At 65.0% G+C, this 13504-nt stretch carries 11 protein-coding genes; 2 read left to right on the top strand and 9 right to left on the bottom strand.

Going from position 1 to position 13504, the window contains the following annotated elements; genetic code table 11:
- Positions 1-101: 101 nt before the first annotated feature.
- Positions 102-530 (bottom strand): Lrp/AsnC family transcriptional regulator, encoded by a 429-nt coding sequence (locus LB577_RS31140; protein ID WP_224690250.1) that lies wholly within the window; start codon positions 528-530, stop codon positions 102-104.
- Positions 531-647: 117 nt separating this feature from the next.
- On the opposite strand from LB577_RS31140, the gene LB577_RS31135 reads away from it, so the two are divergent.
- Positions 648-1751 (top strand): saccharopine dehydrogenase family protein, encoded by a 1104-nt coding sequence (locus LB577_RS31135; RefSeq protein ID WP_224690249.1) that lies wholly within the window; start codon positions 648-650, stop codon positions 1749-1751.
- A gap of 157 nt (positions 1752-1908) precedes the next feature.
- Here the strand turns inward: LB577_RS31135 and lpdA are convergent, their stop codons facing one another.
- The 4 genes from lpdA to LB577_RS31115 all read right to left on the bottom strand — a co-directional run bounded on the left by lpdA (position 1909) and on the right by LB577_RS31115 (position 7137).
- Positions 1909-3300, bottom strand: a complete 1392-nt coding sequence (gene lpdA, locus LB577_RS31130; RefSeq protein WP_224690248.1) for a dihydrolipoyl dehydrogenase — start codon at positions 3298-3300, stop codon at positions 1909-1911.
- Between the two features lie 253 nt (positions 3301-3553).
- Entirely contained in the window at positions 3554-4885 is a 1332-nt protein-coding gene (locus LB577_RS31125) for a dihydrolipoamide acetyltransferase family protein (protein ID WP_224690247.1), read from the bottom strand.
- Position 4886: 1 nt separating this feature from the next.
- On the bottom strand, positions 4887-5900 hold the full coding sequence (locus LB577_RS31120) for an alpha-ketoacid dehydrogenase subunit beta (RefSeq protein WP_224690246.1): 1014 nt from the start codon (positions 5898-5900) through the stop codon (positions 4887-4889).
- A gap of 4 nt (positions 5901-5904) precedes the next feature.
- Positions 5905-7137: a 3-methyl-2-oxobutanoate dehydrogenase (2-methylpropanoyl-transferring) subunit alpha gene (locus LB577_RS31115; protein WP_224690245.1), complete on the bottom strand. Its 1233-nt coding sequence runs from the start codon at positions 7135-7137 to the stop codon at positions 5905-5907.
- A 466-nt stretch (positions 7138-7603) separates the two neighbouring features.
- Between LB577_RS31115 and holA the strand changes: the two genes are divergently transcribed.
- Positions 7604-8650, top strand: a complete 1047-nt coding sequence (holA, locus tag LB577_RS31110) for a DNA polymerase III subunit delta (RefSeq protein ID WP_224690244.1) — start codon at positions 7604-7606, stop codon at positions 8648-8650.
- Between the two features lie 251 nt (positions 8651-8901).
- Here holA and LB577_RS31105 read toward each other — a convergent pair whose 3' ends face one another.
- From LB577_RS31105 to mnmG, 4 genes are all read right to left on the bottom strand, one after another.
- Positions 8902-9789 (bottom strand): ParB/RepB/Spo0J family partition protein, encoded by an 888-nt coding sequence (locus LB577_RS31105; RefSeq protein ID WP_224690243.1) that lies wholly within the window; start codon positions 9787-9789, stop codon positions 8902-8904.
- 79 nt (positions 9790-9868) lie between these two features.
- Positions 9869-10669 (bottom strand): ParA family protein, encoded by an 801-nt coding sequence (locus tag LB577_RS31100; protein WP_031250453.1) that lies wholly within the window; start codon positions 10667-10669, stop codon positions 9869-9871.
- Positions 10670-10723: 54 nt separating this feature from the next.
- Positions 10724-11356 carry a 16S rRNA (guanine(527)-N(7))-methyltransferase RsmG gene (rsmG, locus tag LB577_RS31095; protein ID WP_224690242.1) on the bottom strand — a complete coding sequence of 211 codons (633 nt, stop codon included), beginning with the start codon at positions 11354-11356 and terminating at the stop codon, positions 10724-10726.
- Positions 11353-13242, bottom strand: a complete 1890-nt coding sequence (gene mnmG, locus LB577_RS31090; protein WP_224690241.1) for a tRNA uridine-5-carboxymethylaminomethyl(34) synthesis enzyme MnmG — start codon at positions 13240-13242, stop codon at positions 11353-11355. The genes rsmG and mnmG overlap by 4 nt, the downstream gene beginning before the upstream one ends.
- Positions 13243-13504 lie beyond the last annotated feature (262 nt).

Below are 13504 nucleotides of genomic sequence, written 5' to 3'. Positions count from 1 at the left end.
AACCTCTGCAGACGATAAGTGACAAAACTGTTCGCGATGTCCTCGCACACCTGTTCGCGATGTCCCCGGTCCAAACAGGGGGGAGATCGGCTGTATCGCCCTCACCGATCTATCCTTGTCGACAGGATGATCGACGACGAGGTCCGCTCGACACCGTCCATGGCGCCGATCTGGTCGAGCAAGGCGTCGAGGTCGCGGATCGACGGCGCGTCGACGATGACGATCATGTCGAAATTGCCGCTGACGGAATGCAGCGTCCTGACAGGCGGCAATGCCTGCAGGGCCCGCACCACCTTGTTGGCGAGCTTCGGCGTCACGGTGAGCAGCACATGCGCCTTGACCAGCCCCTGCTCATAGTCGGCGGAGAGCTTGACGCCGTAGCCGGCGATGATGCCGCGCTGCTCCAGCCGCTCGATCCGGCTCTGCACAGTGGTGCGCGACACGCCTAGCTGGCGCGCCAGTTCGGCGGTCGAGGCGCGGGCGTTGGCGCGCAGCAGGGAAAGCAGGGCCTGTTCGGCTTCACTGAGCATTTCGACGAATCCCTTCGGCAATTCAGCTAAAGATAGGTTTCACTCTGCCAGATTCCACGCTTCCTTTCGACAGGCAAGCTGCGATCCTGGTCCCACAATCAGTTCGAGGGATCAGTCATGAAGAAAATAATTGTCGTCGGCGCCGGCAAGATCGGCTCGACCATTGCCGAGATGCTCGCCGTAACGGGCGAGTACCACGTCACCCTCGTCGACCGCTCGGCGGCGCAGCTCGCAGCGGCCGAAGTGCCCGATGGCGTCGAGACGCTCGAACTCGACATCGCTGCAACAGGCACGCTCGAAGCAGCGCTCGCCGGCAAGTTCGCGGTGCTGAGCGCGGCACCCTTCCATCTCACCACGCGGATCGCCGAAGCGGCGGCCGGTGCCGGTGTGCACTATCTCGACCTGACTGAAGACGTCGTCTCGACCCGCCGCGTCAAGGAGCTGGCGCGCTCGGGCAAGAGCGCCTTCATTCCGCAATGCGGGCTGGCGCCAGGCTTCATCTCGATCGTCGCCAACGATCTCGCCAGCCGCTTCGACACGCTGGAAAGCGTGCGCATGCGCGTCGGCGCGCTGCCGCAATACCCGTCCAACGCGCTGAACTACAATCTCACCTGGAGCACCGACGGCGTCATCAACGAATATTGCGAGCCGTGCGAGGCGATCGTCGAGGGCGAGCTGGTGGAAGTGCCGCCGCTGGAGGAGCGCGAGGAGTTCTCGCTCGACGGCGTCACCTACGAGGCGTTCAACACCTCGGGCGGGCTCGGCACGCTGGCCGAGACGCTGAAGGGCAAGGTGCGCACGCTGAACTACCGCACCATCCGCTATCCCGGCCACGCCGCGATCATGAAGGCGCTGCTCAACGACCTTGGGCTCCGCCACCGCCGCGAGGTGCTGAAGGACATTTTCGAGAGCGCCCTGCCGGCGACGCTGCAGGACGTGGTGATCGTCTTCGTCACCGTTTCCGGCCGCAAGAACGGCCGCCTGCTGCAGGAAACCTACGCCAACAAGATCTATTCGAAGCGGATCGGCAGCGTGGTGCGCAGCGCCATCCAGATCACCACCGCATCCGGCATCTGCGCCGTGCTCGACATGCTGGCCGACGGCAGCCTGCCGGCAACCGGCTTCGTCAAGCAGGAAGAGATCGCGTTGGACGCATTTCTAGCCAACCGCTTCGGCCGCGCCTACGCCCAGCACGAGATGGTGAGCCGGCTAGCGAGCTGAGGTTTACACCCTCCCCCTTGTGGGGAGGGTCGGCTCGCAGTAGGAGCGAAGCGGAGATTGCGAGACGGGGTGGGCGGAGCGCTGACGCCGGCGAGGACCCCCACCCCGCTCCGCTTCGCGGATCGACCCTCCCCACAAGGAGGAGGGTGAAGTGCCCTCAAATATGCAGCGCGTGCCCTAGCGCCTTGAGCGCCGCTTCCTGGAATCCCTCACCCTGCGTCGGATGGGCATGGATCGTGCCGGCGATGTCCTCCAGCCGCGCGCCCATCTCCAGCGCCAGCCCAAAAGCCGCCGACAGTTCCGACACGCCTTGCCCGACCGCCTGGATGCCGAGCACCAGATGATTGTCGGCGCGCGCGACGACGCGAACGAACCCATCCTCGCCCATCTTCGTCATCGCCCGCCCATTGGCGGCGAACGGGAACAGGCCGATCTTGATCTCGCCGCCGAGCGCCTTCGCCTCCTCCGGCGACAGACCGGCTGTCACCAGCTCCGGATCGGTGAAGCAGACGGCGGGGATCGAGCGCTTGTCCCAGCTGCGCTTGTGGCCGGCGACGATCTCGGCGACCATTTCGCCTTGCGCCATCGCCCGATGCGCCAGCATCGGTTCGCCGGTGACGTCGCCGATGGCGAAGATGCCGCGCATCGAGCTGCGGCACTGGTCGTCGATGCGGATGAATTTCCCGGCCATGTCGAGGTCGATCTGGTCGAGCCCCCAGCCTTCGGTCACCGGCTTGCGGCCGACCGTGACCAGGATCTTGTCGGCGGCAATTTTGGCGCTCTTGCCGTCCGCGGTCTCCACCAGCAGCGCATCGCCTTTGACGCCCTTGGCCTTGGCGCCCAGCATCACTTCGACGCCGAGCTGGGCGAGCCGTTTCACGACAGGCCGGGTGAGTTCGGCATCATACTGCGCCAGCACGCGCGGCAAGGCCTCGACCACGGTCACCGCCGCGCCCATCTTGGCAAAGGCCATGCCGAGTTCCAGCCCGATATAACCGCCGCCGACCACCGCGAGCCTCTTCGGCACCTCGCTTAAAGCCAGCGCTTCGGTCGATGAAATCACCGGCCCGCCGAAAGGCAGGAACGGCAATTCGACCGGCGCCGAGCCCGTCGCGATGACGATCGCCTCGGCGCGGATCACCTGTACGCCGGTCTCGGTCTCGACCGCGACCGTCTTGCCGTCACGGAATGTCGCCCAGCCATGCACGGTCTTCACGCCGGCCTTCTTGAGCAGGCCGGCAACGCCGCTGTTGAGCCGGCTCACAATGCCGTCCTTCCAGGCGACGGTTTTGCCGAGGTCAAGCGTAGGCGTGGCGACCGAAATACCGAGCGGGCTCTTACCGCCGGCCATGTGCGCGACCTTCTCGAACTCTTCCGCCGCATGGATCAGCGCCTTCGACGGAATGCAGCCGACATTGAGACAGGTGCCGCCCGGCTTGCCGGCCTCGACGATCACCGTATCGACGCCGAGCTGACCGGCACGGATGGCTGAGACATAGCCGCCCGGACCGGCGCCGATGACGAGCAGCTTGCAGGAGATTTCTTTCATCTTGGCTGTCCTTTCGGCGAACGCCACGGCGCGCCTTCCCTTCTCCCCTTGTGGGAGAAGGTGGATCGGCGCTTTAGCGCCGAGACGGATGAGGGGTGTTCCAGCGGAGTGAGGCGTTGGCGTTTCAGCGAAGTGAGACGTCTGCGTTCCCTGGAACATCCCTCATCCGTCGCCTTCGGCGCCACCTTCTCCCACAAGGGGAGAAGGGGGAGCCTGGATCCCGACGCTTCGTGCTTCGCGATCAACATCCCCCTCAATCCACGAAAATCAGCGCTGGCGTTTCCAGCAGCGCCTTGATCCGCTGGATGAACACCGCCGCGTCCCAGCCGTCGATCACCCGATGGTCGAAGCTCGACGACAGGTTCATCATCTTGCGCGGGATGAACTGGGTGCCGTCCCACACCGGCCGCACCATCATCTTGTTGACGCCGATGATCGCCACTTCGGGATGGTTGATGACCGGCGTCGTCACGACGCCGCCCATGGCGCCCAATGAGGTGATGGTTATGGTCGAGCCGGACAACTCGTCGCGGCTCGCAGTACCCGACTTGGCCGCTTCGGCAAGCCTGACGACCTCGGCGCCGCAATCCCAGATGTCGCGCGCCTCGGCATGCTTGACCACCGGCACCACCAGGCCCGACGGCGTCTGCGCGGCGATGCCGATGTGGATGCCGCCATGCTGGTGGATGATGCCGGCCTCGTCGTCGAACAGCGAATTGAGCTGGGGCTGCTCCGATATCGCCTTGACCATCGCCCGCATCAGGAATGGCAGCAGCGTCAGCTTGGGCCTCTCCGCCGCCCCCTTGGCGGAACGCTTCTCCTTGTTGAGCGCGGCGCGCAATTCCTCCAGCGCGGTGACGTCGATCTCCTCGACATAGGTGATGTGCGGGATGCGCGACTTGGACAGCGACATCTTCTCGGCGATCTTGCGCCGCAAGCCCACCACCTTGATGTCCTCGACCGCGTCGTTGCGGGAGAGGCCCGATGCCTTGGCGACCTGCGCCCCGCGCGTCAGGAACGCCTCGATGTCCTCATGGCCGATGCGGCCGGCCGGGCCTGTTCCCGCGACCTGCCTGAGATCGATGCCGGCCTCTTTCGCGCGCAGGCGAACAGCTGGCGATGCCAACGGCTTTTCACCTTCCGGACGCGGCGCGCCGGAGACGGATATCTTTGCTGAACTTTTTGATGCGGCCGCGGCGGGTTTCGCCTCCGGAACACTGGCCTTCGACTGAGCTTTCGTGGTCGGCGCGGCGCTCTCGGGCTTCGGCGTCGGAAGCTTTGCCGGAGGCTCGGCGGCCACCGGCTCGACGTTGGCGCCGCCCTGCGGCCTCACATTGCCCTCGCCTGCCACTTGCAGCCGCACGATCGGAGAACCGATCGCCACCGTGTCGCCGATCTCGGCGCCCAGCCACAGTATCTTGCCATCGACGGGCGATGGAATCTCGACCGTCGCCTTGTCGGTCATGACGGCGGCGAGCACGGTGTCCTCGCGCACGATGTCGCCGACCTTGACATGCCATTCGACAAGTTCGGCCTCGGCGACGCCCTCGCCGACATCGGGCAGCTTGATGATGTGTTCGCCCATCCTAAGCTCCCATCGTTTCAATAAGGGCTCGGCCGACCCGCACCGGTCCGGGGAAATAGTCCCATTCCTGCGCATGCGGATAGGGCGTGTCCCAGCCGGCGACGCGGGCCACCGGCGCTTCCAGATGGTAGAAGCAGTTTTCCTGCACCAGCGCCGACAGCTCGGCGCCGAAGCCGGAGGTCAGCGTCGCTTCATGCACGATGACGCAGCGCCCGGTCTTCTTGACCGAGGCCACGATCGTGTCGAGATCGAGCGGCAAGAGCGTCCTCAGGTCGATGATCTCGGCATCGATGCCGGTCTCCTCGGCCGCCGCCTGCGCGACATAGACCATGGTGCCGTAGGCGAGCACCGTGACCGCCGAGCCCGCCCTGCGGATCGCCGCCTTGCCGAGCGGCACGGTATAATGGCCGTCGGCGACCTCGCCGAGCTCATGCTTCGACCACGGCGTCACCGGCCGGTCGTGATGGCCGTCGAAGGGGCCGTTGTAGAGCCGCTTCGGCTCGAGGAAGATCACCGGATCGGGATCCTCGATCGCCGCGATCAGCAGCCCCTTGGCGTCATGCGGGTTGGACGGCACCACCGTCTTCAGGCCGGACACATGGGTGAACAGCGCTTCCGGACTCTGGCTGTGCGTCTGGCCGCCGAAAATGCCGCCGCCGGTCGGCATGCGCACCACGATCGGGCAGGTGAAGTCGCCATTCGAGCGATAGCGCAGTCTGGCAGCTTCCTGGGTCAGCTGGTCGTAAGCCGGATACATGTAGTCGGCAAACTGTATTTCCACGCATGGCTTCAGCCCATACGCGGCCATGCCGATGGCCGAGCCGACAATGCCGGATTCGTTGATTGGCGCGTCGAAGCAGCGGCTCTTGCCGTATTTGGCCTGCAGGCCCTGCGTACACCGGAAGACGCCGCCGAAGAAGCCGACGTCCTCGCCGAATACGACGACCTTGTCGTCGCGCCCCATCGACACATCCATGGCATCACGGATCGCCTCGATCATGGTCCGCCTTGGCATGACTTCAGACCCCCGCCTGCTGGCGCTGGCGCCGGAGATGCGGCGGCATTTCGGCGTAGAGCCCTTCGAACATGTCGCGCGTCGACGGCTTGCCGCCGGCATGCAGCGTGCCGTGGCTTTCGGCCTCCTTCTGCGCCGCGATCACCGTGTCGAGGATTTCCGCCTCGGCCTGCGCGTGCCGTTCATCCGACCAGACACCGAGCCGGATCAGGTGGTTCTTCAGCCGCACGATCGGGTCGCCGAGCGGCCACGCGTCGGATTCGGTCTTCGGCCTATAGGCGGAAGGATCGTCCGAGCTCGAATGGGCTCCGGCGCGGTAGGTGACATATTCGACCAGCGTCGGCCCAAGATTGCCGCGCGCCCGCTCCGCCGCCCATTTGGCCACGGCATGGACGGCGAGATAGTCGTTGCCGTCGACGCGCAGCGACGGGATACCGAAGCCGAGGCCGCGCGCGGCAAAGGTGCCCGAGCCGCCGCGCGCAATGCCCTGGAAGGTCGAGATCGCCCACTGGTTGTTGACCACATTGAGCACGACCGGCGCCTTGTAGGTGGAGGCGAACACCAGTGCGGAGTGGAAGTCGGACTCCGCCGTCGAGCCGTCGCCGATCCAGGCGGCGGCGATCTTGGAATCGTTCGAGATCGCCGAAGCCATCGCCCAGCCGACCGCCTGGATATACTGCGTCGCCAGATTGCCGGAGATCGAGAAGAAGCCGTGCTCCTTCGAGGAATACATGATCGGCAATTGCCGGCCCTTCAGAGGATCGGCCTCGTTGGAATAGATCTGGTTCATCATGGTGACCATTGGATAGCCGTCGGCGATGAGCAGGCCGGCCTGCCGATAGGTCGGGAAGTTCATGTCGCCCGGCGATAGCGCCTTGCGGAAGGCGCAGCTCACCGCCTCTTCGCCGAGATGCTGCATGTAGAAGGACGTCTTGCCCTGCCGCTGCGCCATCTGCATGCGCGCGTCGAAGGTCCTGAGCGTCATCATGTGACGCAGGCCCTCAAGCAGCTCCTCATTGGTGAGCAGCCCGGCCCACGGCCCGACCGCTTCGCCATCGCGGTTCAGCACGCGGATGATTGAGAAGGCCATGTCGCGGATGCTGCGCGGATCGACGTCGATATCGGGGCGCGGCACCGAACCGGCCGATGCAATGGTCACATTGGAGAAATCAGGCGTACCGCCCGGCCGCACTTCCGGCTCGGGAACATGGAACCGCAACATCCCAGCATCGGTCATGACCTTTGTCCTCCAATGTTGCCTAGTGCCGATATTTGCACATCCGCGCCGCCAGACCAGTGCGAATTCGCTTGGGCAGGCCTCGCGCATCGGACCGGCCACGCCGGCCGATCCAGCCTCCCGCGCACAAGATGTAGACAAGATGTAGATATGTCCGCGAAATTTCTTGTCGATGTTGGGCGGCGGTGCGCAATTTGGCGCAAGCTTGGGCGGGGTTTGTCGGAAGATAAGGCGATTGGCCGGCAAGCTCGCGCGGTCTCCCCTTCTCCCCTTGCGGGAGAAGGTGTCGCCGAAGGCGACGGATGAGGGGTGCTCCAGGGAACGCCAACGCCTCACTTCGCTGGAACACCCCTCATCCGTCTCGGCGCTGCGCGCCGATCCACCTTCTCCCGCAAGGGGAGAAGGAAAGGAGCAGCCGCACCGAAGGCCGTTCACTCGGCCCCCGCATCATGCTAACCCACCCTTCATGGCACAGAAGAAAGCTTTCGAGGTCGATACCTGGCTCGCGCGGCCTGATCCGCGCGTCTCGATCGTCCTGCTTTACGGCCCCGATCGCGGCCTCGTCTCCGAGCGCGCGAAGGCCTTTGCCGCAAAGACCGGCCTGCCGCTCGACGATCCCTTCTCGGTGGTCCGGCTCGAGGGTTCGGAGGTCGATCGCGACGAGGGCCGGCTGCTCGACGAGGCCCGCACCGTGCCGATGTTTTCCGACCGCCGCCTGCTCTGGGTTCGCAACGCCAGCGGCCAGAAGGCGCTGGCCGACGATGTCAAGGCGCTGGCGGCGGAGCCCGCGCGTGACGCGATCATCCTCATCGAGGCCGGCGATCTGAAGAAAGGCGTCGGGCTGCGCGCCGTGGTCGAGGCCGCCGACATTGCCATGGCGCTTCCCTGCTATTCCGATGAGGCGCGCGACATCGACACGGTCATCGATGACGAGCTGCGCAAGGCCGGCATGTCGATGACGCTGGAGGCGAGGCAGGCGCTGCGCCGCAATCTCGGCGGCGACCGGCTGGCCTCGCGCGGCGAGATCGAGAAGCTTATTCTTTACGCCCATGGCCAGAAGGAAATCGGGCTCGAAGAGGTCCGCGCCATGTCCGGCGACGTGTCGGGCGCTTCGTTCGACGACGCGGTTGACGCGCTGCTCGAAGGCAAGGTCGGCGACTTCGACACCGCCTTCACCCGCCACTGCCAGTCCGGCGGACAGCCTTTCCTGGTGCTGTCCTCGGCCATGCGCCAGCTGCAGCAGATCCAGGTGATGCGTGGCCAGATGGAGCAAGGCGGTCGCAACGCGGCCTCGGTCGTCGCCGGCGCCCGCCCGCCGGTTTTCTTCTCGCGGCGCAAGCTGGTCGAGAAGGCGCTGGAGCGCTGGAGCAGCGACGCGCTTGGCCGTGCATTGACCCGGTTGCAGACGGCAGTATTGCAGACGCGCCGGCGGCCGGATCTTTCGGTGGCGCTGGCAAGACAGGCGTTGCTGGGGATTGCGGTGGAGAGCGCGAGGCTGGGGCAGCGCGGCTAATCTCCCCCATCGAGGGGGAGATGTCGCCGAAAGCGACAGAGGGGGTCGGCACGACCGGACGCCGACCTCTTCTTCCCCTTCAGCAGGACGCCGGCGCTTGATGGAGACGACCCCCCTCTGGCCTGCCGGCCATCTCCCCCTCAACGAGGGAGATTGGCAGCCTCGCCGATTTCGCCAATCATCGACGCTGAAAAAGAGAAGGGCTGGCGTCGCCAGCCCACGCCGAATCCCGAAGGTAATTCGCCGACTAACTACCGCTCCTGCTTCAACCGGCGGCACAGCTCGTCCAGCTGCTCCAGCGACCGATACGAAACCCGCAACTCGCCGCCCTTGCCCTTGTGATCGATGGCCACGATCATGCCGAGCGTGTCGGTCATCAGCTTTTCCAGCGCCAGCGTGTCGGCGTCCTTTTCCGGCGCGCCCTGCGGCTGCTTCGGCTTGGCCGGGGCGGGGCCGGCCGGCATCTGCGCCAGCGCCTCGGCCTGGCGCACCGACAGGCCTTCCTCGACGATTCGCTTGGCGAGACCGGCCGGATCCTCCGCCGTCACCAGGGTGCGGGCATGGCCCGCCGACAGCGCGCCATCGACCAGCATGTCGCGGATCACATCCGGCAGCTTCAACAGCCGCAGCGTGTTGGCGACGTGGCTGCGGCTCTTGCCGATGACATTGCCGAGGTCGGCCTGGGTGTAGCCATGCTCGTCGATCAGTTGCTGATAGCCCTGCGCTTCCTCGACCGCGTTGAGGTCGGCGCGCTGGACGTTCTCGATGATCGCCAGCTCGAGCGCGGTGCGGTCGTTGACCTCGCGGATGATGACCGGGATCTCCGTCAGACCGGCGCGCTGCGCCGCCCGCCAGCGCCGCTCGCCGGCGATGATCTCGTAGCGGCCAGCCTGGGTCGGCGACGGCCGCGCCACCACCGGCTGCACCACGCCATGTTCGCGGATCGACTGGGCGAGATCGGTCAGCTCGGCATCGCCAAAATGCCGGCGCGGATTTTTCGGGTTCGGGCTGATGAACTCGATCGGCACCTTGCCGTCGGCGCTCATACCAGGTTTCTCGGGTGCGGCCGGCCGGTCGATTTCGCCGATCAGTGCTGCCAGCCCACGGCCCAGTCTCTTTCTCGAAAGGTCTTCGCTCATTTTTATTCCAAGTCTTCTTTATTCAAGTCTCAAGATCGTTTCGGTATCGAATCGGCTGTTGATCCTGCATCCGGCCTAATCAAGCGGCACGCAATTTGCGCTCCCGGCGGATCACTTCCGAGGCCAGTTGCAAATAGGCCTGGCTGCCGGAGCACTTCAAATCGTAAAGGATCGCCGGCTTGCCGTAGGACGGCGCCTCGGACACCCGCACATTGCGCGGAATGATGGTCTCATAGACCTTGTCGCCCATATGCTGCCGCACGTCCTGCACCACCTGGTTGGCGAGATTGTTGCGGCCGTCATACATGGTCAGCACGATACCCTGGATGGTGAGCTCCGGATTGATCGAGCGGCGGACCTGCTCGACGGTTTCCAGCAACTGGCTGAGGCCTTCGAGCGCGAAAAACTCGCATTGCAGCGGCACGAGAACAGAATCGGCCGCGGCCATCGAATTCAAAGTCAAAAGATTGAGCGACGGCGGGCAGTCGATCAGCACATAGCCGAACGGCGCTCCGCGCTCGGTCGCGGCGCGCAGCGCGTTGCGCAGCTTGAGCACCCGGTCGGGCGCCGAGGCGATCTCCATTTCGATGCCGAGCAAGTCGAGCGTCGACGGCACGATCGACAGGCCTGGCACCGCGGTCGGGATGGCCGCTTCTTCCAGCTCCAGCTCGCCGGTCAGCACGTCATAGGACGACACCGTCCGGTCCTTGCGGTCGATGCCGAGGCCGGTGCTGGCGTTGCCTTGCGGATCGAGGTCGACGATCAGCACCTTTTCGCCGATCGCCGCCAGCGCGGTGGCGAGGTTGATTGCGGTGGTGGTCTTGCCGACACCGCCCTTCTGGTTGGCTACGGTGATGATTCGGGGGCCGTTCTTCATCATGGATTTATGCCAGAAATTCATTTTTCGGGTCGCCAATGGCTCGACAAGTCTAGATCAGACAAGTCGCAGGTCGGACAGTTCGAGGATGACGCCATGCGGGTCGGTCACACTGGGATGTTCTACCAGATCGAAGGCCCATCGGTTAACGCTTTCTTGCACTTCGGCGCGATAATCCCGGCCTTTGTGGAACAGGCCGCGCGCGCCTGTCGTCAGCCAGGGCGCCGACAGATCCAGTAGCGTCGGCAGCGAGGCCAGGGCCCGGGCCGTGACGATTTGCGGTGCTGAAACAAGCGCATGGCTTTCGTCGATGCGGCGGGCCACGACACGGGCAGGCAGGCTGAACTGACCGACCACGGCCTGCAGGAACGACGCCTTCTTGCGGTTGCTTTCCACCAAATCGATGCTGCCGCCGTCGCGCTCGGCGAGCAGGAAAGCCATGACCAGGCCGGGAAATCCGCCGCCCGAGCCGATGTCAACCCAGCGCTTGGCATCAGGCTCCAGCCGCGCCAACTGCGCGCTGTCCAGGATGTGACGCTGCCAGACATCGCCCGATGTCGACTGCGCCACCAGATTGATGCTGCGGTTCCATTTCTGGAACATCTCTTCGAACGCCACCAGGCGACCGAATGTTTCACGTGAAACCGGACCGGCCGCGTCCTGCAGGCTCCCTAAGGAAAAAGAGCTCACGCAACAACTCTTCGTTCGCTCTGCGGCCTCTGTGCGGCCTCATGGTGCCGGACATGGGCGACGATGATCGCCAGCGCCGCCGGCGTCATGCCTTCCATGCGCTGCGCGTCGGCAATGGAACGCGGCCGCCGCGCTTGCATCTTTTGCTTCAATTCATTGGACAGTCCGGGCACTCCGGCGAAATCGACGGTCTCCGGGATCAGCCGGCTCTCCTCATGGCGGATCTGCGCGACATCCGCCTTCTGCCGATCGAGATAGACAGAATATTTCGCCTCCGTTTCGAGGCGCTCCGCCGTCTTGGCGTCGATCGCGCCAAATCCCGGCTCGACCCTGGCCAGCCAGGCCACATCGACCCCGGGATAGGCCAGCAGCTCATAGCCGGACCGGCGCACGCCATCCCTGTTGATCTCCAGCCCGTGCCGCGCTGCCTCATTGGGGGTCATCGTCAGCGTCGTCGCCAGCGCCCGCGCCTCATCGAGCCGCCGCATGACGTCGCTATAGCGCTGCATCCGTTGCGCCGAAGCAATTCCCAGCTTCGCAGCGAGAGGCGTCAGCCGCTCATCGGCATTGTCGGCGCGCAGCGACAGCCGGAATTCGGCGCGCGAGGTGAACATCCGGTAGGGTTCGCTGATGCCGCGGCTGGTCAGGTCGTCGACCATGACGCCGATATAGGCCTCGGTGCGGCTGAGCACGATCTGCTCGCCGCCCGACGCGCGACGCGCCGCGTTGAGCCCCGCAAGCAAGCCCTGGCCCGCGGCTTCCTCATAGCCGGTCGTGCCGTTGATCTGCCCCGCCAGGAACAGCCCGGTGACACGCTTCGTCTCCAACGTCTGACTGAGCTCGCGCGGATCGACATGATCATATTCGATGGCATAGCCGGGCTGCAGCATGACAGCCCGCTCCAGCCCGGGAATGGTCTTCAGGATGTCGAGCTGCACATCCTCCGGCAGCGAGGTCGAGATGCCATTGGGATAAACGGTATCGTCGTCGAGCCCTTCCGGCTCAAGGAAAATCTGGTGGCCGTCGCGGTCGCCGAACTTGACGATCTTGTCCTCGATCGACGGGCAATAGCGCGGTCCCACGCCTTCGATCGAACCGGAATACATGGCCGAGCGGCCGAGATTGACGCGGATCAGCTCATGCGTGGCCGTGGTCGTGCGGGTGATGCCGCAATCGATCTGCGGCGTCTCGATGCGATCGGTCATCAGCGAGAACGGCACGGGATCCTCGTCCGCCGCCTGGCTCTCCAGCGACGCCCAATCGATGGTCTTCCCGTCCAGCCGCGGCGGCGTGCCGGTCTTCAGGCGGCCGAGCGCGAAGCCCACGCGGCTCATAGTCGCCGACAGGCCCAAGCTCGCCTGCTCGTTCATGCGGCCGGCGACAATCTTCTTCTCGCCGATGTGAATGAGCCCGCGCAGAAAGGTTCCGGTGGTCAGCACCACGGCACCGCAGGCAAGTCGTCTTCCATTGGCCAGGAGCACAGCCGCGATCCGCCCCTTTTCGATCTCGAAGTCGAGCACTTCGGCCTCGATCACGTCGAGATCGTTCTGCTGCCGAATCGCTTCCTGCATGGCAAGGCGATAGAGCTTCCTGTCAGCCTGTGTGCGCGGCCCGCGCACCGCCGGGCCCTTGCGGCGGTTGAGCAAGCGAAACTGGATGCCCGCCGCATCCGCTACCCGGCCCATCAGCCCGTCCATGGCGTCGATCTCGCGGACGAGGTGGCCCTTGCCGAGCCCGCCGATCGCCGGATTGCAGGACATCACGCCGATCGTGTCGAAGCGCAGCGTCACCAGCGCCGTCCGGGCGCCGACGCGCGCGGCAGCACTGGCCGCCTCGCAACCCGCATGGCCGCCGCCCACCACAACCACATCATAGTGATCGGTCATTTCCAAATCCTGGACTCGAATAGAATGCAGGGACACATGTCCCCGCAAGGTCAAGCTGTCAAGAAGACTTCGCGGCAAGTTTCACGTGAAACAGGAGTGGAATGCACGTCCGGCGATGTTTCACGTGAATCATGGCTGTTGCACCTGTCCACGTGAGTCACGACGCTCAAAACATCGTCATCCACGGGCGGAGCAGCCGCGAAGCGGCGCGGAGACCCGAGGATGACGAAGACAGGAGGGCTTCCCGGCCAAGCAATTGTTT

This window comes from Mesorhizobium sp. B283B1A (assembly GCF_020165735.1).
Lineage (GTDB): Bacteria > Pseudomonadota > Alphaproteobacteria > Rhizobiales > Rhizobiaceae > Mesorhizobium > Mesorhizobium opportunistum.
Note: the sequence above shows the minus strand (reverse complement) of the source record. Positions and strands in the feature narration are given on the sequence as shown.

Bases quoted from the DNA above. Each gene is read 5' to 3' on its own strand.
- holA (WP_224690244.1), top strand. From the start codon at position 7,604: ATGGCACAGAAGAAAGCTTTCGAGGTCGATACCTGGCTCGCGCGGCCT.
- LB577_RS31135 (WP_224690249.1), top strand. From the start codon at position 648: ATGAAGAAAATAATTGTCGTCGGCGCCGGCAAGATCGGCTCGACCATT.
- mnmG (WP_224690241.1), bottom strand. From the start codon at position 13,242: ATGACCGATCACTATGATGTGGTTGTGGTGGGCGGCGGCCATGCGGGT.
- LB577_RS31125 (WP_224690247.1), bottom strand. From the start codon at position 4,885: ATGGGCGAACACATCATCAAGCTGCCCGATGTCGGCGAGGGCGTCGCC.
- LB577_RS31100 (WP_031250453.1), bottom strand. From the start codon at position 10,669: ATGATGAAGAACGGCCCCCGAATCATCACCGTAGCCAACCAGAAGGGC.
- LB577_RS31120 (WP_224690246.1), bottom strand. From the start codon at position 5,900: ATGCCAAGGCGGACCATGATCGAGGCGATCCGTGATGCCATGGATGTG.
- LB577_RS31140 (WP_224690250.1), bottom strand. From the start codon at position 530: ATGCTCAGTGAAGCCGAACAGGCCCTGCTTTCCCTGCTGCGCGCCAAC.
- LB577_RS31105 (WP_224690243.1), bottom strand. From the start codon at position 9,789: ATGAGCGAAGACCTTTCGAGAAAGAGACTGGGCCGTGGGCTGGCAGCA.
- LB577_RS31115 (WP_224690245.1), bottom strand. From the start codon at position 7,137: ATGACCGATGCTGGGATGTTGCGGTTCCATGTTCCCGAGCCGGAAGTG.
- lpdA (WP_224690248.1), bottom strand. From the start codon at position 3,300: ATGAAAGAAATCTCCTGCAAGCTGCTCGTCATCGGCGCCGGTCCGGGC.